The organism is Pseudomonas sp. Q11 (assembly GCF_024494355.1).
GTDB lineage: Bacteria > Pseudomonadota > Gammaproteobacteria > Pseudomonadales > Pseudomonadaceae > Aquipseudomonas > Aquipseudomonas hefeiensis.
The window spans coordinates 21,032-41,551 of sequence record NZ_JAKNQY010000003.1 but is presented as its reverse complement, the minus strand read 5'-3'; the positions used below and the strand labels follow the sequence as shown (position 1 = coordinate 41,551).

16 protein-coding genes are annotated in these 20,520 nt (G+C 61.4%); 8 read left to right on the top strand and 8 right to left on the bottom strand.

Features of this window, described 5'->3' with window-relative positions; translation table 11 throughout:
• Positions 1-5 precede the first annotated feature (5 nt).
• The 4 genes from MA884_RS04430 to MA884_RS04415 all read right to left on the bottom strand — a co-directional run bounded on the left by MA884_RS04430 (position 6) and on the right by MA884_RS04415 (position 2,748).
• Positions 6-680: an urease accessory protein UreF gene (locus tag MA884_RS04430; RefSeq protein WP_256229235.1), complete on the bottom strand. Its 675-nt coding sequence runs from the start codon at positions 678-680 to the stop codon at positions 6-8.
• Entirely contained in the window at positions 677-1,177 is a 501-nt protein-coding gene (gene ureE, locus MA884_RS04425; RefSeq protein ID WP_256229234.1) for an urease accessory protein UreE, read from the bottom strand. Before ureE ends, MA884_RS04430 begins: the two co-directional genes overlap by 4 nt.
• A 272-nt stretch (positions 1,178-1,449) precedes the next feature.
• Positions 1,450-2,082: a TetR family transcriptional regulator gene (locus tag MA884_RS04420; RefSeq protein ID WP_256229233.1), complete on the bottom strand. Its 633-nt coding sequence runs from the start codon at positions 2,080-2,082 to the stop codon at positions 1,450-1,452.
• Between the two features lie 156 nt (positions 2,083-2,238).
• Positions 2,239-2,748, bottom strand: a complete 510-nt coding sequence (locus MA884_RS04415) for a hypothetical protein (RefSeq protein WP_256229232.1) — start codon at positions 2,746-2,748, stop codon at positions 2,239-2,241.
• 385 nt (positions 2,749-3,133) lie between these two features.
• On the opposite strand from MA884_RS04415, the gene MA884_RS04410 reads away from it, so the two are divergent.
• A complete protein-coding gene (locus tag MA884_RS04410) occupies positions 3,134-5,209 on the top strand; it encodes an AsmA family protein (RefSeq protein WP_256229231.1) in 2,076 nt (691 codons plus the stop codon).
• Between the two features lie 111 nt (positions 5,210-5,320).
• Here the strand turns inward: MA884_RS04410 and MA884_RS04405 are convergent, their stop codons facing one another.
• Positions 5,321-5,851: a bacterioferritin gene (locus tag MA884_RS04405; protein WP_256229230.1), complete on the bottom strand. Its 531-nt coding sequence runs from the start codon at positions 5,849-5,851 to the stop codon at positions 5,321-5,323.
• A 56-nt stretch (positions 5,852-5,907) separates the two neighbouring features.
• Positions 5,908-6,849, bottom strand: coding sequence for a LysR substrate-binding domain-containing protein (locus MA884_RS04400; protein ID WP_256229229.1), 942 nt, complete (start codon positions 6,847-6,849; stop codon positions 5,908-5,910).
• A 138-nt stretch (positions 6,850-6,987) separates the two neighbouring features.
• On the opposite strand from MA884_RS04400, the gene MA884_RS04395 reads away from it, so the two are divergent.
• The 4 genes from MA884_RS04395 to MA884_RS04380 all read left to right on the top strand — a co-directional run bounded on the left by MA884_RS04395 (position 6,988) and on the right by MA884_RS04380 (position 10,336).
• Entirely contained in the window at positions 6,988-7,626 is a 639-nt protein-coding gene (locus MA884_RS04395; RefSeq protein WP_256229228.1) for an FMN-dependent NADH-azoreductase, read from the top strand.
• 69 nt (positions 7,627-7,695) lie between these two features.
• Entirely contained in the window at positions 7,696-8,586 is an 891-nt protein-coding gene (locus MA884_RS04390; RefSeq protein ID WP_256229227.1) for a triacylglycerol lipase, read from the top strand.
• 213 nt (positions 8,587-8,799) lie between these two features.
• Complete coding sequence (locus MA884_RS04385; RefSeq protein ID WP_256229226.1) at positions 8,800-9,090, top strand: PsiF family protein; 291 nt, start codon at positions 8,800-8,802, stop codon at positions 9,088-9,090.
• A 232-nt stretch (positions 9,091-9,322) separates the two neighbouring features.
• Entirely contained in the window at positions 9,323-10,336 is a 1,014-nt protein-coding gene (locus tag MA884_RS04380; protein WP_256229225.1) for an AI-2E family transporter, read from the top strand.
• 110 nt (positions 10,337-10,446) lie between these two features.
• Here the strand turns inward: MA884_RS04380 and MA884_RS04375 are convergent, their stop codons facing one another.
• A complete protein-coding gene (locus MA884_RS04375) occupies positions 10,447-11,712 on the bottom strand; it encodes an Hsp70 family protein (RefSeq protein WP_256229224.1) in 1,266 nt (421 codons plus the stop codon).
• Positions 11,713-12,009: 297 nt separating this feature from the next.
• Here MA884_RS04375 and MA884_RS04370 point away from each other — a divergent pair, with 297 nt between their 5' ends.
• The 3 genes from MA884_RS04370 (at position 12,010) to MA884_RS04360 (ending at position 18,555) form a co-directional block, all read left to right on the top strand.
• Positions 12,010-12,951 (top strand): DnaJ C-terminal domain-containing protein, encoded by a 942-nt coding sequence (locus tag MA884_RS04370; protein ID WP_256229223.1) that lies wholly within the window; start codon positions 12,010-12,012, stop codon positions 12,949-12,951.
• A 175-nt stretch (positions 12,952-13,126) separates the two neighbouring features.
• Complete coding sequence (locus MA884_RS04365; protein ID WP_256229222.1) at positions 13,127-13,426, top strand: chaperone modulator CbpM; 300 nt, start codon at positions 13,127-13,129, stop codon at positions 13,424-13,426.
• Between the two features lie 113 nt (positions 13,427-13,539).
• Complete coding sequence (locus MA884_RS04360; RefSeq protein WP_256229221.1) at positions 13,540-18,555, top strand: NEL-type E3 ubiquitin ligase domain-containing protein; 5,016 nt, start codon at positions 13,540-13,542, stop codon at positions 18,553-18,555.
• 161 nt (positions 18,556-18,716) lie between these two features.
• Here MA884_RS04360 and ureC read toward each other — a convergent pair whose 3' ends face one another.
• A complete protein-coding gene (ureC, locus tag MA884_RS04355; protein ID WP_256229220.1) occupies positions 18,717-20,417 on the bottom strand; it encodes an urease subunit alpha in 1,701 nt (566 codons plus the stop codon).
• Positions 20,418-20,520: the final 103 nt, after the last annotated feature.

Genomic DNA, 20,520 nt, shown 5'->3' with positions numbered 1-20,520 from the left:
GTCTCCTAGGAACGGAACAGGCGGCTGTACTGGCGTTCATGGGCCATGCTCGCCAGGGACAGGCCAAACGCGGCGCTGCCGTAGTGGTCGGGATCGATGTTCGAGGCGTCGTGCTGGGCCTGTTGCAGCAGCGGCAGCAGTTCGCTGGTCAGGCGCTGGGCGGCTTGCTGGCCCAGGGGCAGGGTCTTCATCAGTACGGCCAACTGGTTTTCCAGCCAGCTCCATAACCAGGCGGCAAGAGCGTCCTGGGGGCTGATGTGCCAGGCGCGAGCGGCCAGGGCCCAACCCAGGGCCAGGTGCGGTTCGGTACGTTGTTCAACAAAGCTCCGTGCCGCGGCATCGAGTTCTGGCAGGCCGCCCAGCAACTGCTGCAACGAATAGCCCATCTGCCGGCTCTCCTGATACAGCTCGCGGGTTTCCCGGCTGGCGCGGTGTTCTTCGCAGTGTTGCAGCAAGGCGTCCCAGTCGTCGGCGGTGGCGGCGGTGCAGTGGGCCAGCAACAGAGGCGCCTCGAAGCGTGCCAGGTTCAACAGCAACTGATCGCTGATCCAGCGACGGGCGTCGTCGCAGGTTTTGACCTGGCCGTTATCCACCGCCATCTCCAATCCCTGGGAATAGCTGTAACCGCCAATCGGCAATTGCGGGCTGGCCAGACGCAGCAGCGCCCACGCCGGATTCATGTGCGTACGCCGAACTGATGCAGGCGGGGCGCGTAGTTGAAATCTTCGTCGCCGTGTCGGGAATGATGATGGCCGCCGCCATACGCGCCGTGTTCCGGTTGGAACGGCGCCTCAATGTTTTCGGCGTTGGCACCCAGTTGTTCGAGCATCGCCTTGAGCACGTAATCGTCCAGCAGGCGCAGCCAGCCATCGCCCACTTGCAGGGCAACATGGCGATTGCCCAGGTGATAGGCCGCACGGGTCAGTTCAAATGCATTGGCGCAGGTGACATGCAGCAATTGTTCGGGGCGGGCGCAGACGCGCACGATGCGCCCGTCTTCAGCTTGCAGGCATTCGCCATCGTAGAGCGGCGGCTGGCCTCGCTCCAAAAACAAACCCACGTCTTCACCTTCGGCACTGAAACAGCGCAGGCGGCTTTTGCTGCGGGCGTCGAAGGTCAGGTGCAGCTCGGCGTCCCAGCGGGGTTGAGTGTCGATTCTGCGATGAATCACCAGCATCGGAAGGCTTCCAGCAATGAACGGTGCTGTGTTTAGAGCAAGGGGCTTGCCAATAGATGGAGATGTAGGAAATAGCTGGGGTGGCGTTTCAGGATGGTTCGGATTGCGTGCTGTTATGGTGCGCCTACTGGTGCCGTGCACCATTTTGCAGCTTGCGCGAAACACTGTGGGAGCGAGCCTGCTCGCGATTGCGGTGCATCGGTGGAATCAATGTTGGCTGACCCACTGCTATCGCAAGCAGGCTCGCTCCCACAAAGGAAACCTCTCGGCGGCTACTCGGTGCTGCCCAAGCCTTGCCAGTGCTTGAGCCCGATGAAAATAAAGCGCAATTGCTGGGTGATTTTCACTTGGGGCGTGAGGTGTTCAGGCAGGGCTTCTGCGGGCGGGTCGAGGATGTCAGGCAGAGTGGCGAATACGCTTTTGACGATGAGGTCGGCCATTACGCTCAATGCGGCAAGGTCCAAATGCTGCAATTTGGGCATCAATGCCAGGTCGGCCGCCAGGTCCGAACTGATGCCTTCACGCAGACAGGCGATGGCTTTGCGCACGGGCAGGGAGCCGCCGTACTGCTCGCGGGCCAGGAACAGGAACTGCGAACGGTTGGCTTGCACCACATCCAGAAAAATACGCACCGAGGCATCAATGATGCCGCCCATGACGAATTCGTTGTGGCGCACCAGCCGGATGGTTTCGCGAAAGGTCTGGCCGACTTCGCTGACCAGTGCCAGGCCCAGTTGGTCCATGTCGTCGAAATGCCGGTAGAACCCGGTGGGGACGATGCCGGCGGTCCTGGCGACTTCCCGCAGGCTCAGGCTGCCGAACCCTCGGCCGCACTCCATCAAATGACGGGCTGCATCCATCAAGGCATTTCGGGTCTGTTGTTTCTGTTCGGCGCGGGGCAGCATCGCAGGGCTGACTTCTGATTCACGGGAGCGCTGCACTCTAGCAAATCGACTTTGTCGCCGTCGAACGGTAGAGGGGGATCAAACGAGAAAGCGAGGTTCTTGAAAAGTTAAAAGCCCGATTGCAGGAATCGGGCTTTTTTCCGGGCCACCATCGGCTCAGCTCAATGCGCTGTTGCGTTTGATCACGCGGTCACCACCGCCTTCAGCAACGGCCTGACCCTGTGGGGTGCGCTCGTAGCCACCTTCAACCAGGCCTTTTTCTTCCAGGCGACGACGGCCACCTTCAGCTACTTCCTGACCTTGAGGGGTACGTTCGTAGCCGCCTTCAGCAACTGTCTGACCCTGAGGGGTACGTTCGTAGCCACCTTCAGCAACTGTCTGACCCTGAGGGGTACGTTCGTAGCCACCTTCAGCAACTGTCTGACCCTGAGGGGTACGTTCGTAGCCGCCTTCGGCAACTGTCTGACCCTGAGGGGTACGCTCGTAACCGCCTTCAGCCAGTTCCTTACCTTGACGGGTCTGGTCGTAGCCATCATCAGCAACGGTCTGGCTATAGACCGAGCGGCTGTCCTTGACCTGTGGCGTGGCTTGTTCGGAGGCTGGCAGTGCGAAAGCGGTGGAGGCCAGCATGGAAAGGGTGAGGCTCATCAGTAATTGGCGTTTCATGATCATTGCTCCTTGGGGGGGCGATAAAGTGGGTACGGAGGCAATGCTACTCTCGATAAGTCGATATAAAAGTTCATAAACGCAATGGTAATAATCAACAGAATTGATTGTTTGGCCGGAAGGCTCTAGAACGGGTGTTTCCGAGGCGATGTTTTGCACTGAGTGGGTATTTTGTACCCATTCATGCCTCGCAAAAGTGCGGGGCCGGTAACACGTAGCTGGCGGTTCGGTCAGGTTTTTCCAGTTATTTGTGCCGTTCATCGCCCATAGAGTTAAACCAGTTGGCTGTTTTGCCAGTCCTACTCTTCACAACGAGCCGGTTACAGGTTCGTGCTTCCAAGCCGTCGCTTGTCCGGACGCAGACTTGTCATCAGGAGCCTTGTGCATGACGCGCACCTCAAAAATCCTCGCCTGGACCTTCGCCAGCCTTGTTGTCCTGCTGGCCGTGCTGGTGCTGGTCATCGCGTTCTTTGATTGGAACCGGATCAAGCCGCCGCTCAACGCCAAGGTTTCCGAGGAGTTGCATCGCCCGTTCGCCATCAATGGCAACCTGGCGGTGGTCTGGCAGCGCGAACCGGAGGAGGGCGGCTGGCGGGCCTGGGTACCGTGGCCCCATGTGGTGGCCGAAGACTTGAGTCTGGGTAACCCTGACTGGTCGAAAACCACGCAAATGGTCACGCTCAAGCGCGTCGAGCTGCGCATCTCGCCCCTGGCCTTGCTGGCGCAGCGAGTAGCAATTCCGCGCATCGACCTGACCGAACCCGACGCCAACCTGCAACGCCTGGCCGATGGCCGTGCCAACTGGACGTTTGAGTTCGACCCGAAAGAGCCGGACGCCGAACCGTCCAGCTGGGTGCTGGACATCGGCACCATCGGCTTCGACAAGGGTCATGTCACCCTTGACGACCAGACGCTGAAAACCCGGCTGGACCTGCTGATCGACCCGTTGGGCAAACCCATCCCTTTCAGCGATATCGTTGGCGACAAGACCGCGGAAAAGGCCCGGGACGCAGGTGCGGCGCCCCAGGATTATGCGTTTGCCTTCAAGGTCAACGGCCAGTACCACGGACAGAGCCTCGCAGGCTCCGGTAAGGTCGGTGGCTTGTTGGCGCTACAGGATGCGTCGCAACCTTTTCCGTTGCAGGCCCAGGCGAAAGTCGACGATACCCGTGTCGAACTGGCCGGCACGCTGACCGACCCGATGAACCTGGGCGCGCTGGATCTTCGCTTGAAACTGGCCGGTAGCAGCCTGGCCAATCTTTACCCGCTGACCGGCGTGACCTTGCCGGATTCGCCGCCGTATTCCACCGATGGCCGCCTGATTGCCAAGCTCCACGAGCCCGGCGGGGCACTGTTTCGTTATGAAGCCTTCAACGGCAAGATCGGCGATAGCGATATCCACGGTGACCTGGCCTACGTCGCCAGCCAGCCGCGGCCCAAACTCAGTGGCGCACTGGTCTCCAATCAACTGTTGTTCAGCGACCTGGCACCCCTGATCGGCGCCGACTCCAACGCCGAACAAAAGGCCCGAGGCGGCGCGAGCAAACAGCCGTCCGACAAAGTACTGCCCGTGGAGGAGTTTCGTACCGAGCGCTGGGGCGTAATGGACGCCGATGTGGAGTTCACCGGCAAGCGCATCGTCCACAGTGAGCAGTTACCCTTCACTGACCTTTACACGCATCTGGTGCTCAACGACGGCCAACTGAGTCTCGAGCCCCTGCGCTTTGGTGTGGCCGGTGGCCGGCTCGATGCGCAGATCCGCCTCAACGGCCGCACACGGCCCCTTGAAGGCCAGGCGAAGCTGACGGCGCGGGGTTTCAAGCTCAAACAGCTATTCCCCGGTTTCGCGCCGATGGAAACCAGCTTCGGTGAACTGAACGGCGATGCCGATATCACCGGCCGTGGCAATTCGGTGGCAGCGTTGCTGGGCACCTCCAGCGGTACGTTGAAAATGCTCATCAACGACGGCGCCATCAGTCGGGAGTTGATGGAGCTGGCGGGGCTGAACGTCGGCAACTACGTGGTGGGGAAAATCTTTGGCGACGAGGAAGTGAAGATCAACTGCGCGGCGGCGGACTTCGACATCAAGACTGGCCTGGCGACCACCCGCCTGTTCGTGTTCGACACCGCGAACGCGATCATTTACGTCGATGGCACGGCGAACATGGCTACTGAACAACTGGACCTGACCATTACGCCGGAGTCCAAGGGCTGGCGCTTGATTTCCCTGCGCTCGCCCTTGTACGTGCGAGGCACCTTCGCCAAGCCCGCGGCGGGCGTCAAGGCCGTGCCGTTGATACTGCGTGGGGCCGGGATGGTGGCGCTGGGTGTCATTGCCGCGCCGGCGGCCGGGTTGTTGGCCCTGGTTGCACCCAGCGGTGGTGAGCCGAACCAGTGCGCGCCATTGCTGGAACAGATGAAGGCCGGCAAGGCGCCGGTGACGGTCAAGCCAACCCGTTAACCAGGCTTTTCGGTGAGGGTTACTGGCCCCATCGCGAGCAGGCTCGCTCCCACATTCGACCGCGACAGGACACGATTCAATGTGGGAGCGAGCCTGCTCGCGATAGCGGTATTACAAGTCGGCCAGGATATCGGCCATGTCATCGGCATGCTCTTCTTCCTGAGCCAGGATGTCTTCAAAGATTCGCCGGGTGGTCGGGTCTTTTTCACCGATGTACTGGATGATTTCCCGGTAGCTGTCGATGGCGATCCGTTCGGCGACCAGGTCTTCGTAGACCATTTCCTTGAGGGTGTTGCCCGCCACGTACTGGGCGTGGGAGTTGCGCGTCAACAGGTCGGGGTTGAACTCCGGCTCGCCGCCCAACTGCACAATGCGCTCAGCGAGCTTGTCGGCGTGTTCGGCTTCTTGGTTCGCGTGTTCGAGAAACTCGCTGGCCGCCACGCTGGCCTTGAGGCCGGTGGCCATGAAGTAGTGGCGCTTGTAGCGCAGCACGCACACCAGTTCCGTGGCCAGCGCTTCGTTGAGCAGGCGAATGACTTCCTGTCGATCAGCGCTATATCCCTCGGTCACGGCGCCGTTCTGCACGTTCTGCCGCGCCCGTTCGCGCAGGGTGGTTACATCGGATAGGTGCATGTCGCTCATCTCGTTCTCCTGGAGGCTGATCCGGTAGGGCGTCACACTCTGATGGCGTGATCGCTCTAAATCTGAGTGACGCGATCCTCGAAAAGTTTTACTGAGTTTTTCAGTGCATGAGCGGATTGCCGCGCCTCTTGCTCCAGCCACTGGAAGAATGCCCGCACCGGCGGATGGCGTTCACGACCCGGAACGCACAGGGCGCTGTAGCCGGCGCCGTTGACCTGGATCTGCGGCCGATAAGCCACCAACAGGCCGCTGGCGACGCTTTCAGAAGCCAGGATGTTGCTCGCCAGTACCAGGCCTTGTCCGGCGATTGCCGCTTGCAGGGCGTAATGCTCCTCGTCGTACTCGCGTACGCAAGGTTGCTGGGCCAGCCAGGTTTCGCCGGCCTGGGCGCACCAGGCCTCCCAGCCATGGGCATACAGTTTGGCGTTGTGCCAGCGCACGCTGATCAGCGTGGGCGGCCTCTGCGCAGCCAGGGCCACTTGCTCCGGCGAGCCATACACGCCGAAGTTTTCATCGAAAAGACACAAGCCATACAGGTTCGGGTAACTGTCCAGGCTGTAGCGCACCACCAGATCGACACTGGCGTCCTGATGCAAATCGACCACTTCGCAATGGGTGTCCAGGCGCACGTTGATATTCGGGTGACGTGCATAAAACCGGCCCAGGCGCGGCACCAGCCACAGGCTGGCAAACGCTGCGGTGGTGGAAAGGGTCAGGTGAGTGTTGGTGCGTTGCGGGCGCAGGGTGTCGACGCTTTGCGCCACTTCCAGCAAGGCACTGTGCAAACTCTGGAACAAGCGTTGGCCGCCGTCGGTGAGCCGCACCTGGCGCGGCAGCCGTTCGAACAGTTGCAGGCCCAGCCAGGTTTCCAGGGCGCGAATCTGATGGGAGACCGCCGTAGGCGTCACCGACAGCTCCGCCGCGGCTGCCTTGAAGCTGAGCAGTCGTGCGGCAGACTCAAAGGCGCGCAGTGCGTTGAGGGGCAGCGTGGCAAACATTACTGATCTCCTGAATTGCCATGGATGAAGTCAACTCATCTAGCGTGACGAGCACTCATTTGCTCGGCTGTAGCGTCGGACATCAAGCTGGAGGCGAAAAAGATCTATTGATTCTAGTCGCAATCCAAGGAGATTCAGATGAGCAAAATTCTTGTCGTGCATGGCAGCCCTCGTGGTGAGCGCTCACACTCCCGACGCCTGACCGAGCGTTTTGTCTCGGCCTGGCAGGCCGCCCATCCGCATTGCCAACTGACCCGTCGCGAAGTGGGGCGCACCGTGATTCCTCCGGTCAACGAAGCGTTCATCGCGGCGGCGTTCTACCCCGAACCGCAAGCCCGACCGCTGACCATGCAGGCGGATCTGGCACTCAGTGATGCATTGGTGACGGAGTTGCAGGCCCATGATCGGTTGGTCATCTCCGCGCCCATGCACAACTTCAGCGTGCCCAGCGGCGTGAAAGCGTGGATCGATCAGATTGTGCGGATCGGTCTGACGTTCAACCACAGCCTGGATAACGGCGTGTCGCAGTACGAGCCGCTGGTGCTGGGCAAGAAAGCGCTGATCGTGACCAGTCGCGGCGACTTTGGTTTCGGGCCCGGCGGTCAGCTTGAAGGGATGAACCACGCCGACACGCTGCTGCGCACCGTGCTGGGCTTCATCGGTATCACCGAGGTGACGGTGGTTGCCGCCGAAGGCGAGGAGTCGGCCGAGCGCAGTTTCGCCCAGTCCTGCGCCGAGGCTGAGCAACGCCTGCTGGGGTTGGCGCAGACGTTCTGATGGCGCGGGTGTCATAGACGGGTCATCATCGATACCGATGCTGACCACCTATTGATCAAGGATGTCGCCATGTCACAACAGTGCGCCACTCGTTACCCGCTGGTGCTGGTCCCCGGAATGCTCGGATTTATTCGTCTGGTGCTGTATCCGTATTGGTACGGGATCGTTTCGGCGCTGCGCCGGGGTGGGGCAGTGGTGATTGCTGTGCAGGTGTCGCCGCTGCACTCATCCGAGGTGCGCGGCGAGCAGTTGCTCGCGCGGATCGAGGAGATCCTCAAGCAAACCGGTGCACAGAAAGTCAACCTGATCGGCCACAGCCAGGGCGCCCTCACGGCACGTTACGCGGCGGCCAAACGCCCGGACCTGGTGGCATCGGTCACCTCGGTGGCCGGCACCAACCATGGTTCCGAGCTGGCTGATTACCTGCAGACCCATTACCCGGCCAACAGCGCCAAGGGCCGCTTGCTCAGTGCCTTGCTTCGATTGATCGGCGCCCTGATGAGCCTGCTGGAAACCGGTTATCGCGGGCCCAGGTTGCCGGTGGATATCCAGGCGTCCCATGGCTCTCTCACGACCGCGGGCGTGGCCCTGTTCAACCAGCAATATCCCCAGGGCCTGCCAGAAACGTGGGGCGGGAGTGGACCCGAAGAGGTCAATGGCGTGCGTTATTACTCCTGGTCCGGGACCTTGCAGCCGGGCAAGACCGAAAGGGGACGTAATCTGTTTGATGGCACCCACCGCAGCTGCCGGCTGTTCGCCCGCACCTTCGTGCGTGAGGCCGGGCAATGCGACGGCATGGTCGGGCGCTACAGCTCGCACCTGGGCACGGTGATCGGCGATGACTATCCGCTGGATCACTTCGATATCGTCAACCAGTCGCTGGGGCTGGTGGGCAAGGGCGCCGAGCCGGTTCGTTTGTTCGTCGAGCATGCGGCGCGGTTGAAGGTTGCCGGGGTGTAGGGCTTCAGGTCGGGTTGTCCGTCATCGCGAGCAGGCTCGCTCCCACAGTTGACCGCACTCCGCCAGAAGAAACCCGATCCGAATGTGGGAGCGAGCCTGCTCGCGATGACGGTCAATCAGGCACAGAAATTCGCGCAGATGAAGGTGTAACGGGCGTTGTCTACACTGCATCTCATCGCCGTACCCATCGTGCGGCAGCCAGGAGAAAACATCATGAAGATGCTGCGTGTCCCTTTGTTGATGATCGGTTTGCTGTTGTGTGCCCAGGGCTTCGCCGCCACGGCCCAACAGAACAAGATGACCACCTGCAATGCCGACGCCACCGCCAAGGCCCTCAAGGGTGATGAGCGCAAAGCCTTCATGAGTAACTGCCTCAAGGCCAGCCCGGCCGCTGCGAGTACCCCGCAGGAACGCATGAAGACCTGCAACGCCACGGCCACTACCCAGGCGCTGAAGGGCGATGCGCGTAAAGCGTTCATGAGTGAGTGCCTGAAGAAAAAATAACGGCCAGGGTTTTCTTCAACCTTTGCCGGCCCCATCGCGAGCAGGCTCGCTCCCACAGTCGATTTGCACTGCCCGGTCCATTGTGGGAGCGAGCCTGCTCGCGATAAGTCTTCACAGGCGCTACAAAAAAACACCTGCACTGCGATCAAGGTCAGCCGATACAATCCCTAGTGCTGTTGGTGGAACGCTGGCAGACTGCCGATCCTTTCACGCCGTTTTGTTCTGAGGCTGTATGCCAACGTTTTCTCAGCGTCATGTCTTGTTGGTGATCAGTTGGGTGATCATTTTTGGTGGGTTGTTGCTGGTGCTGCCGTTGCGCCTGTTGCCGAGCCTGTTGGCCGGTTTACTGGTGTTCGAGCTGGTCAACATGCTCACCCCGCAGCTGCAACGGCTGATCGAGGGCCGGCGGGCCCGCTGGTTGGCGGTAGCGCTGCTGGGCACGCTGGTGGTCAGTGTGCTGTCGTTGATTTTCGCCGGGGCCATCAGTTTCCTGCTCCATGAGGCGGAAAACCCAGGCGCGTCCCTGGACATGTTCATGGCAGTGGTCGATCGCGCCCGGGGGCAGTTGCCACCGTTCATCGATGCCTACCTGCCGGCCAGCGCGGCCGAGTTCCGGGTGGCCATTGGCGACTGGATGAGCAAGCACCTGAGCGACCTGCAGCTGGTGGGCAAGGATGCGGCGCACATGTTCGTGACGTTGTTGATCGGCATGGTCCTGGGGGCCATCGTCGCTCTGCAGCGCATCCCCGACCTGACCAAGCGCAAGCCCCTGGCCGCGGCGCTGTTCGACCGTCTGAGCCTGTTGGTCAAGGCGTTTCGCAACATTGTGTTCGCCCAGATCAAGATTTCCCTGCTCAACACCTTCTTCACCGGGATTTTCCTGGCGGTGGTGCTGCCGCTGTTCGGTATCCACCTGCCGTTGACCAAGACTCTGATCGTCATGACGTTCCTGTTGGGGCTGCTGCCGGTCATAGGCAACCTGATGTCCAACACCCTGATCACCATCGTCGCCTTGTCGCTGTCGATCTGGGTGGCAATGGCGGCGCTGGGTTACCTGATCGTGATCCACAAGCTCGAATACTTCCTCAATGCGCGCATCGTCGGTGGGCAGATCAGCGCCAAGTCCTGGGAATTGCTCATGGCGATGCTGGTGTTCGAAGCCGCGTTCGGCCTGCCGGGCGTGGTGGCGGGGCCAATCTACTATGCGTACCTCAAGAGTGAGTTGAAGCAGGTGGGGATGGTGTAGGAAAGCAGCTGCAAGCTTCGAGCTTCGAGCTTCAAGCTGCAAGTAAAAGCCAGCCGCGCCGCCTGACCGCTCTTACTTGCAGCTTGAAGCTTGCAGCTCACAGCTGCTTTTTACCCATACCGCTTCATCGCCTCGATCGCCAACCCGCTGCCGATGCTGCCGAAGATGTTGCCTTCCACATGCCGGGCCAGGGGCAGCATGGCCGAGACGCTGTTGCGCAGCGCCGGGATGCCGCTGGAACCGCCGGTAAAGAACACCGTATCCACCTGGTCGACGCGCACATTGGCATCGTTGAGCAATTGCGTGACGCTGCCGCGTACCCGCTCCAGCAGGCCGTCGATGGCCGATTCAAACAGTTCGCGGCTCAGGTCCACGCTCAGGCCCGGCTCGATCCGGTCCAGCGGCACGTGGCGCTGGTCGGTGTGGGTCAACTGGATCTTGGTTTCTTCCACTTCCATCGCCAGCCAGTGCCCGGCGCGTTGTTCGATCAACTTGAACAGCCGGTCGATGCCACCGGTGTCTTCGATGTCGTAGCGCATGCTCGCCAGGGCCAGGGTGGATTTTTGTGAGTACACGCCATTGATGGTGTGCCAGGTCGCCAGGTTCATGTGGTGGCTGGTGGGCATGTAGGCGCCGCTTTTCATGCGGCTGCCGTAGCCGAACAGCGGCATCAGGCCGGCCAGCGAGAGCTGCTTGTCGAAATCAGTCCCGCCGATGTGCACGCCGCCGGTGGCGAGGATGTCAGCGTGGCGGTTGTCGTGGGTGCGGCGCTCGGGCGACAGGCGCACCAGGGAGAAGTCGGAAGTACCGCCGCCGATGTCGACGATCAGCACCAGCTCCTCTTTCTCGATGGTCGACTCATAGTCGAATGCCGCCGCGATGGGCTCATACTGGAACGAGACTTCCTTGAAACCGATGGCGCGGGCCACGTCCACCAGGGTGTTTTCCGCTTCCTGATCGGCCATTTCATCGTCGTCGACGAAAAACACCGGGCGACCCAGCACCACTTCTTCGAATTCCCGACCGGCGGTGGCCTCGGCGCGTTTCTTCAACTGGCCGATGAACAGCCCCAGCAGATCCTTGAACGGCATGGCCGTGCCCAGCACGCTGGTGTCGTGCTTGATCAGCTTGGAACCCAGCAGGCTCTTGAGCGAGCGCATCAGCCGGCCTTCGTAGCCTTCCAGGTATTCGTGCAGGGCCAGGCGGCCATACACCGGGCGGCGTTCCTCGAGATTGAAAAAGACCACCGAGGGCAGGGTGATCTTGTCGTCCTCCAGCGCAATCAGCGTTTCCATGCCGGGGCGCAGCCAGCCGACAGTGGAGTTGGACGTGCCGAAGTCGATGCCGCAGGCACGGGCCGGGGATGCGTTTTTCATGTCTTTCGGGTTCCAGTTGAAAAAACGGCCGCGCAGTGTATGTCAGTGCGACGCGGATTCGAAGGCCGGTTATCTGCTAATTCGCAAACATCGGCCTTGAAAGACCGTGTCCGACCCCCAAACTTGCTGGCATGAGCCTGGTAGCCACAGGGCGGGTACAAGAACCGCCACCGGCTGCCGATAAACTTCTGAAGCGCCGCCCGGTCACAAACCTTGAGATCGGTCAAACCCCAGGACTTGTATCACGAGCATGCTGCGGGTGGCGGTGCGATATCGATAACGGATGGTGATCCTTCGATGGACTTCAAAGACTATTACAAGATTCTGGGTGTGGAGCCGACGGCTGATGACGCCACGATCAAGGCTGCTTATCGCAAACTGGCGCGCAAATACCACCCGGATGTGAGTAAGGAAAAGGATGCCGAGACCAAGTTCAAGGACGTCTCCGAAGCCTATGAGGCGCTGAAAAGCGCCGACAAACGCGCCGAGTACGACGACCTGCGTCGCTATGGCCAGCACGGCCAGCCTTTCCAGGGACCGCCGGGCTGGCAAAGCCGGGGCGGTTTTGGCGGTGGCCAGGACACTGGCGATTTTTCGGATTTCTTCAGCTCGATTTTTGGTAATCGCGGGCCGGGTTTCGGTGGTGGACAGTCAGGCCGCAGCACCGGCCGTCGAGGGCAAGACGTGGAAATGGAATTACCGATCTTCCTGGAGGAGACCCTGTCGAGCGATTCGAAAAAGGTCAGCTTCCAAGTGCCGCAGTACAACGCCGCCGGCCAGCACGTCAGCAATACCAGCAAAAGCCTGAACGTGAAGATTCCACTGGGCGTGACCGACGGCGAACGCATCCGCCTCAAGGGCCAGGGTGCGCCGGGTATCGGTGGCGGTGCCAATGGTGATTTGTACCTGATCATTCGCTTCGCCCCGCACCCCAAGTTCGACGTCGAAGGCCAGGACCTGATCATCACCTTGCCCCTGGCGCCTTGGGAATTGGCGCTGGGCACTGAGGTGGCGGTGCCGACCCTCACCGGCAAGATCAACCTCAAGGTCCCGGCCGGCAGCCAGAACGGCCAGCGCATGCGCGCCAAGGGCCACGGTTTGCGCAACAAAGCGGGCGAGCGCGGCTACCTGTTCGTGCAGCTCAAGGCCGTGATGCCCAAGGCCAGCGACGAGGCGGTCAAAGCGTTGTGGGCGGAACTGGCGAAGAAAGCTGCGTTTGATCCGCGGGAGAACTTCTGACAGTGGCCGGTCACTGTTGGTAGGAGCTGGTAGGAGCTGACGAGTGAAACGAGGCTGCGATCTTTTGATTTTGATCTTTCGCTCTAGACTCAATGGGTAGTAGAAAGATCGCAGCCTCGTTTCACTCGTCAGCTCCTACGCTCCTACGCAGTTAAAGTATTGGGAGAAGCAGATCATGAACACCCCGATCATTGAACTGAACCTGTTGGAATTCTGTGAAGCCGCCGCATTGGCCGATGTCCATGTGATCGAAATCGTCGAGCATGGCATCCTCGAACCCCACGGCGCGGCCCCGACGGATTGGCGTTTTACCGATTACGAACTGGCCCTGGCCAAGCGTGCCGCGAAGCTGCGGCACGATCTGGACCTGGAGTGGGAAGGCGTCGCCCTGGCGCTGGACCTGCTGGAGGAAGTCCAGCAACTGCGGGCCGAGAACCGTCGGCTGCGCCAGCAACTGGGCCGCTGGGTGGACTGACAGCGGCCGCGCGTGTCCGTCATGTCTTGTCAAAAAAAGCGATAAATAGTTACCGCACTTCTCGGTGGCACACTGGTTAGGCTCGGGTTTTCCATCGTCAAGGATGACCCGATATGCCAGGCTTCACCCCCCGTCTCGCCATTCCCCAGGGCGAGCATTTCGAGCTGCTCAAAGCCCATATTCCCGGCTGGTACCGCGGGGCCATCGTGCAACGCCAGCAAGAGCTGAGCGACCATGCGCTGGAACTTCCGGACTGGTATGCGAAAGCTTCCCCCGACCTCTGGAGCAGCCTCAAGGACAGTCATTCTCTGTACCGCGAGCGCCTGAACCAGGTCGACAACCGGCTGGGCAATATCCAGGACATTCGCGCCTTTGCCGAACCCTTGCTCGAGCAAGCGATCCTGGATGAGTTCAAGCTCGCGCTGAACGTCAACGCGGTGTATTTCGTCCGTAGGTACGTGCGCAAGACCCACGATGATTTTTTTGGGGCGCTGGTCCTGGACAGCGAGGGCGGCCATTTCGATCGCTACGAATACCGCGGCACGTCGCTGCTGGAGGCGGCGCTGGCCAACTTCACGCCGGAGGAAACGGGCAAGCCCACCTGTGCCGATTGCAACCTCATTACCACGGTGCATCCGTTCCAGGGCGGCGCTGTTGTGCCTTCCATCGACGCCGTTCGCGCAGGGGCATTGCCGATTGCCCCGCAAGCCTTCGCCAAGTTGTGTCGCACCCTGGACCTGGGGCGCCGGTATCAGGAACACATCAACGCTGTCCTGCGGCCCGACGACAGCAAGACGTACAACCATTCGCTTGAGGAGCATCACCGGCAGGGCCTGGCGCTGAGCATCCAGATCGCCCGGGCCAAGGCCGACATCAGCCCGGCGGTCTACCAGATGTTGCAGCAGGTGATCGACGGGGCCAGCGATGTCACCCTCGATGGCCAGGCAGTGACGTTCACTTCCCTGAACGTCTTCGACATCGAACTGGTCGGCCCGCTGTTGATCGGCCCCGACCTTGAAAACAGTCGCCGGGTGGTGCCGGTCGTGGCCTACCTTCCGGGTGATCCCGAGCATCCCCTGAAAGCCTATGCCTCCAGCGCCGAGTTCATGGCCGAACTGCGGCGACGCCTGCACGGCGGCGCCTACCGCCGTTTCTTCAGCCGTTTCGTGCCGCTGCGTCAGCAGGGGGTGTTTTTCCGGCAGTTCAAGCACCTCTATCAAATCCTGCCGACGGCCGATGACCAGGCCGATTACCCACTCAAATCATCGTTGCGTAACCTGCCCATGGGCACGGTGCCGATTCCCGGCGACCTGTGGGTTTCGCTACGCCTGCGGCAGATCGAGAAGATCCGGGCCGACGCACGCGCGGTGGCGGTGCCTACCGGTGATGAAGACAAGAAAGCCCGCCTGGCGCGCCTGGACAGTTACCTGGACGCGGTGGTCGACGTGTTCAACCTGGCGGCGTTCGTCGTACCAGGGTTGGGGCCGTTGATGTTGACGGTCGGCGCCGTGCAGATGTTCAACGAGGCCTTCGAAGGCATCGAAGCGTTCGAGCGTGGGGAGATCCGGGAAATGTGGGCGCATTTTTCCAGCGTGGCCCTCAACACGGCCTTCGTCGCCACCGGTGCGGCGGTGCTGCCGCACATTCGATGGTCAGGCGCGGTGGATCAGTTGGAGCCGGTTCAATTGGCCAATGGCCAATCGCGTCTGTGGCGCCCCGACCTGAGTGTTTACCAGAGTGAACTGGCGCCTCCCGCGACTTCGGGTCCGAATACCCAGGGCCTGTATCGGGTCGGCGACCAGCAGCTTCTGCCGCTGGGTGAGCACTATTATGAAGTGCAACAGGACCCGCAGACCCTTCGCTATCACATTCGTCATCCTTCCCGTCCGCAGGCCTACCAGCCTGAGTTGACGGACAACGGCAGCGGTGCCTGGCACCACGAACTGGAACAGCCGCGTACCTGGGAAGGCCCGACACTGATGAGACGCCTGGGGCACGGCGTCAAGGATTTCAGCGATGCCGAACTGGAGCAGATCCGCCTCGCCAGCGCGACCCCGCAGGACGTGCTGCGACGGCTGCATGTCGAGGGCGAGCCGGTGCCGGCGTTGCTGGCCGACACCCTGGGTCGCTTCGACCTCTGCCGACAAATCGACACGTTCATCGGGCAACTGCAGAGCGAGGAGCCGCTGGGCCATGACCTGGCCGAGCCGATGGTGCACCTGCTGACCCACTACGGCCCGTGGCCAAGAGGGCTGAGGCTGAAGATCGTCGACGGCTCCGGCCGGACGCGCTGGGAATACGTCCGGCCCTCGGAAGGCGAGACCCTGGTTCGTGAGGCCAGCCTGACCGAGGACAAGGTCCGCACGGCTGCGCTGTTGAAAAACCTGATCGAAGCGGTGGATGCCGCAGGCGTCGATCTGTTGGCCACGGCGAGCCCGCCGATTGCGAAAACCAACATGGACGCTCGCGTCGGGCACCTGCGCCAGGCACTCGCTGAAGCGGCGCTGAATGAAAAGGTGCAGTTGCTCAACGATTACTACGCGCTGGGCGAGACGAGAGGTGACCCCCATGTGGCGCTGATCAAGTCGCGTTTTCCTTCGGTTCCGGCCACGGCGATCGAGCAGATCATCACCTTGGCCGGCACCGAAGAGCTGCAGCAAATGGCCGCCTGGAATTTCGCTGAGGCCAGCCAGACCAAACCCATCCCGCTGCGCATCGCCGAAGAGCTGCGCCACTTCCAGCGCGCGGTGCGTCTGAACCGAGCCTACGAGGGCCTGTACCAGGACGCCTTGGCCACGGCGGACACGCCTCGACTGGTGTTGGCCACCCTGGAAACCTTGCCCGGCTGGAGCGACACGCTGCGCATCGAACTGCGCGAAGCGACTGTTTCCGGCGCCTTGATCGACAGCATCGGGCCGCTGGATGCGACGCAGACCAAGGTCGTGGTCAGGGACGATGATCGCTACCAGGCCTTTGACGACAACGGCAATGAACTGAGCCATTGGGGCAGCGTCTTCGATGCCTTGCAGCATGCCCTGCCGGATGCCGAACGCCGGGCCATGGCTCGACCTTCGATTCATCACGGCGACCTCTTGAAAGAGGCGGTCGGCGCTTCGCCGGTGGGCCGGGATGCGCTGGCGAGCCGCTTGCAGATGCCCGCGCTCAAGCCTGCCTTTAAATCGCCGATGCGCCTGGCTTCGGGCCGAGTCGGTTACCCCCTGGGTGGACTGCGGGATTGGTTGGGCCTAGGCCGAACGCCGGAAAGCCGGGTGCTGGAGCTGTACCCGAGCTATGCGGAGGAGCAAACCGAGGCGCTGTTGCGATCACTGGGCGACGGCGCGGTAAGGGAACTCAAGCGACGTAAAGTCGAGCTGAAAATGCTGCGTCGGGATCTGGACCGTTGGGTCGCTACCCTTGGCTGGCGCCATGTAAGTGATGGCCTGGTGGCAGTGCCGAAGTCACTCAGGGAGGTGGCGGCTGAGCAAATCGAGCGATGCTGGCGGCGCCAGACCCCGGTCGTTGTGGGAGCGGATGGCCGCAGGATTGGCTATGGACTTGATCTGAGTGGCGTGAACGTCGGGGCACTGCCGGAGTTGACGGCGGACTTCAGCCATGTGGGTGTGCTCAAGCTGCATGACATGGGCTTGACGCTGCACTACTGCGATAGCTTCCTCCGTTCTTTCTCCTCCCTTCGCCGGTTGGACATGCCCAGGAACCGGTTGATCGATATTCCCCAGTCCCTGGAAGGCATGAGGAATCTGGAGACGCTGCGACTGGATGCGAACCGGATCGGCCTGACTGCTCGCGGCGCCGGGATCCTGCAAGGCCTTACCCGCTTGAAAAACCTCGACCTAGATCACAACTTGCTGGGGCGCCTGCCGGATTTCAGCAGGTTGCCTGACCTGGAACGATTGCACCTGAAGAGTACCGGGATCACGGCTTGGCCCACCGGCCTGCGCGACCAGCCGCTGACGCTGATTGATTTGCGCGACAACGGCTTGACCCAGGTGCCAGATCACCTGCTCGACCCGCCCGCCGAGCGTGCCCATGTCACCGCACGCCTCAATCGCGTGACGTTGTTGCAGGGCAACCCGTTGAACGAGTTGGTCCAGCAGCGCATGCGTGATTATTGGGCGACGGTCTTGCAGACGCGTCCTGAATGGGCAGTCCTGCGTTTGCCCGATGCGTTTGGGTTTTCAGCGTCGGTCGGGCCGTCGAATATGCAGCAATGGATGCTCAACCTGCCTGCGGGCCAAACGGCGCACAAAAGAGTCTTGTGGCAAAGCCTGGCGGATGAACCGCAATCGGGAGAGTTTTTTGAGTTGTTGCATCGGTTGGCTAACTCTTACCATGGTCTGAAAGATCATCCGGACCTCCAGGCCCGCGTCTGGCAGATGCTCGACGCGATGGGGCGTTCCACCGAACTGCGTGATGAACTGTTCGACCTGGCCGGCCAACCGGCCTGTGAAGATCGCGCAGCCTTGTCGTTCAGCTACCTGGAAATCCGCTTGATGATCCACAACGCCAGGGCCATGGCGGTTGGAAAGGATGAGGCGGCAACGCTGGTCCAGTTGGCCAAGGGGCTGTTTCGCCTCGATGAGGTAGAAAGTATTGCCCTGAAGGATATCCAGCGGCGCCGTGACGCGATCAACGCCCGCCCCGACCTGACCAACGAGGAAAAGCTCGAAAACCTGGCGCTGATCGAAGAGGTCGAGGTGCGTCTGGCTTTCCGGGTGGGGCTCAAGGATCGACTGAAACTACCGGGGCAACCCGCGGGCGGGGTTTTTCTCACGCTGGGAGATGTCACCCCTGAAATGCTCGATACCGCTGCCGATGAGGTTCTTGCGCTGGACGATTCCCCCCAGCAGTTTCAGTCGCTGGTGGGCCGGGATTTCTGGATCGACTATTTGAAGCAGCAACATGGGGTTTCTTTCCAAGCGCTGAATGACACCCTCATCGCCAACCAGATTGAACTGGATGAAGCGAAGGCGGCCGGGACCCTGGAGGACGCCGACTACGTCAGCCAGTCCGAGGCGCTGGGCCTGCAACACAAGATCAAGGAAGCGGAGCTGGTCCAGTCGTTGACGCGAACTGAGCTGGATGCGCTGCCGGAAGGTACTGACCTGTAATCTGACCCGGCCCCCGGTCATTTCAGGACGCAATGAAACCCTGTGGCGAGGGAGCTTGCTCCCGCTGGGGTGCGAAGCAGCCCTCGCTTTTTTGCGGTTGCTGCGCAACCGAGCGGGAGCAAGCTCCCTCGCCACAAGAACTGCACAAGAACCGCGCCGGTTTAAAACAGGAAATAACGCTGCGCCATCGGCAGCACTTCAGCTGGTTCGCACCACAGCAATACGCCGTCGGCCTTGACCTGATAGGTCTGTGGGTCGACGTCGATGCTCGGTAAATAGTCGTTGTGAATCAGGTCGGTTTTCTGCACATCGCGGCAGCCTTTGACCACGGCGATTTTCTTCTTCAGCCCAAGCTGTTCCGGCAACCCCGCCTCGGCGGCCGCCTGACTGATGAAGGTCAGGCTGGTGGCATGCCGCGAGCCGCCGTAGCTGGCGAACATCGGCCGGTAGTGCACCGGTTGCGGTGTCGGGATCGAGGCGTTGGCGTCGCCCATCAGGCTGGCGGCAATCGCCCCGCCCTTGAGAATCAGGGTCGGCTTGACGCCGAAGAACGCCGGACGCCATAGCACCAGATCGGCCCACTTGCCCACTTCGATGGATCCCACTTCATGGCTGATGCCGTGGGTGATCGCCGGGTTGATGGTGTACTTGGCGATGTAGCGCTTGATGCGGAAGTTGTCGTTGCCTTCGCCGTCGCCGGGCAGGGCGCCGCGCTGCTTCTTCATTTTGTCGGCGGTTTGCCAGGTGCGCGTGATGACTTCGCCGACGCGGCCCATGGCCTGGCTGTCGGAGCTGATCATCGAGAACGCACCCAGGTCATGGAGGATGTCCTCGGCGGCGATGGTTTCGCGACGGATACGGCTTTCGGCGAAGGCCACGTCTTCGGCAATGCTCGGGTCCAGGTGATGGCAGACCATCAGCATGTCCAGGTGTTCGTCGATGGTGTTACGGGTGAACGGTCGGGTCGGGTTGGTGGAACTGGGTAGCACGTTGGCGAAGCCGCAGGCCTTGATGATGTCTGGCGCGTGTCCGCCGCCGGCGCCTTCAGTGTGATAGGTGTGAATGGTGCGGCCCTTGAACGCGGCCAGGGTGGTTTCCACGAAACCCGATTCATTGAGGGTATCGGTGTGGATCGCCACCTGCACGTCGTACTGGTCGGCCACGCTCAAGCAGTTGTCGATGGCGGCCGGGGTGGTGCCCCAGTCTTCGTGCAGCTTCAGGCCGATGGCGCCGGCCTTGACTTGCTCGACCAATGGCTCCGGCAGGCTGGCGTTGCCCTTGCCGGTGAAGCCGATGTTCATTGGAAAAGCGTCGGCGGCCTGGAGCATGCGCGCCAGGTGCCACGGCCCGGAGGTGCAGGTGGTGGCATTGGTCCCGGTGGCCGGGCCTGTACCGCCGCCGATCATGGTGGTGACGCCGCTCATCAGCGCCTCTTCGATCTGCTGCGGGCAGATGAAGTGGATGTGGGCGTCGATGCCGCCGGCGGTGAGGATCATGCCTTCGCCGGCGATCACTTCGGTGCTGGCGCCGATGGCGATGGTCACGTCGGGCTGGATGTCCGGGTTGCCGGCCTTGCCGATGGCCGCGATACGCCCGTCCTTGAGGCCGACATCGGCCTTGACGATGCCCCAGTGATCGATGATCAGCGCGTTGGTGATCAGCGTGTCGACGACCTCGGCGGCCAGCAGCTGGCTCTGGCCCATGCCATCGCGAATCACCTTGCCACCGCCGAATTTCACTTCTTCGCCGTAGGTGGTGAAGTCCTTTTCCACTTCGATCCACAGTTCGGTGTCGGCCAGGCGGACCTTGTCACCGACGGTGGGGCCGAACATGTCGGCATATGCCTGACGACTGATTTTCATTTCCTGGTTCCTCGGAACTGAGCTGCAAGCTTCAAGCTGCAAGCCTCAAGTAAAAACAAAGCAGGGGGGAGCGCCGCAAACCGCTGTTTCTTGCAGCTTGCAG

Excerpts from the sequence above, each read along its gene's own strand:
- MA884_RS04430 (WP_256229235.1), bottom strand. The coding sequence starts at position 680 with ATGAATCCGGCGTGGGCGCTGCTGCGTCTGGCCAGCCCGCAATTGCCG.
- ureE (WP_256229234.1), bottom strand. The coding sequence starts at position 1,177 with ATGCTGGTGATTCATCGCAGAATCGACACTCAACCCCGCTGGGACGCC.
- MA884_RS04420 (WP_256229233.1), bottom strand. The coding sequence starts at position 2,082 with ATGCTGCCCCGCGCCGAACAGAAACAACAGACCCGAAATGCCTTGATG.
- MA884_RS04415 (WP_256229232.1), bottom strand. The coding sequence starts at position 2,748 with ATGAAACGCCAATTACTGATGAGCCTCACCCTTTCCATGCTGGCCTCC.
- MA884_RS04410 (WP_256229231.1), top strand. The coding sequence starts at position 3,134 with ATGACGCGCACCTCAAAAATCCTCGCCTGGACCTTCGCCAGCCTTGTT.
- MA884_RS04405 (WP_256229230.1), bottom strand. The coding sequence starts at position 5,851 with ATGAGCGACATGCACCTATCCGATGTAACCACCCTGCGCGAACGGGCG.
- MA884_RS04400 (WP_256229229.1), bottom strand. The coding sequence starts at position 6,849 with ATGTTTGCCACGCTGCCCCTCAACGCACTGCGCGCCTTTGAGTCTGCC.
- MA884_RS04395 (WP_256229228.1), top strand. The coding sequence starts at position 6,988 with ATGAGCAAAATTCTTGTCGTGCATGGCAGCCCTCGTGGTGAGCGCTCA.
- MA884_RS04390 (WP_256229227.1), top strand. The coding sequence starts at position 7,696 with ATGTCACAACAGTGCGCCACTCGTTACCCGCTGGTGCTGGTCCCCGGA.
- MA884_RS04385 (WP_256229226.1), top strand. The coding sequence starts at position 8,800 with ATGAAGATGCTGCGTGTCCCTTTGTTGATGATCGGTTTGCTGTTGTGT.
- MA884_RS04380 (WP_256229225.1), top strand. The coding sequence starts at position 9,323 with ATGCCAACGTTTTCTCAGCGTCATGTCTTGTTGGTGATCAGTTGGGTG.
- MA884_RS04375 (WP_256229224.1), bottom strand. The coding sequence starts at position 11,712 with ATGAAAAACGCATCCCCGGCCCGTGCCTGCGGCATCGACTTCGGCACG.
- MA884_RS04370 (WP_256229223.1), top strand. The coding sequence starts at position 12,010 with ATGGACTTCAAAGACTATTACAAGATTCTGGGTGTGGAGCCGACGGCT.
- MA884_RS04365 (WP_256229222.1), top strand. The coding sequence starts at position 13,127 with ATGAACACCCCGATCATTGAACTGAACCTGTTGGAATTCTGTGAAGCC.
- MA884_RS04360 (WP_256229221.1), top strand. The coding sequence starts at position 13,540 with ATGCCAGGCTTCACCCCCCGTCTCGCCATTCCCCAGGGCGAGCATTTC.
- ureC (WP_256229220.1), bottom strand. The coding sequence starts at position 20,417 with ATGAAAATCAGTCGTCAGGCATATGCCGACATGTTCGGCCCCACCGTC.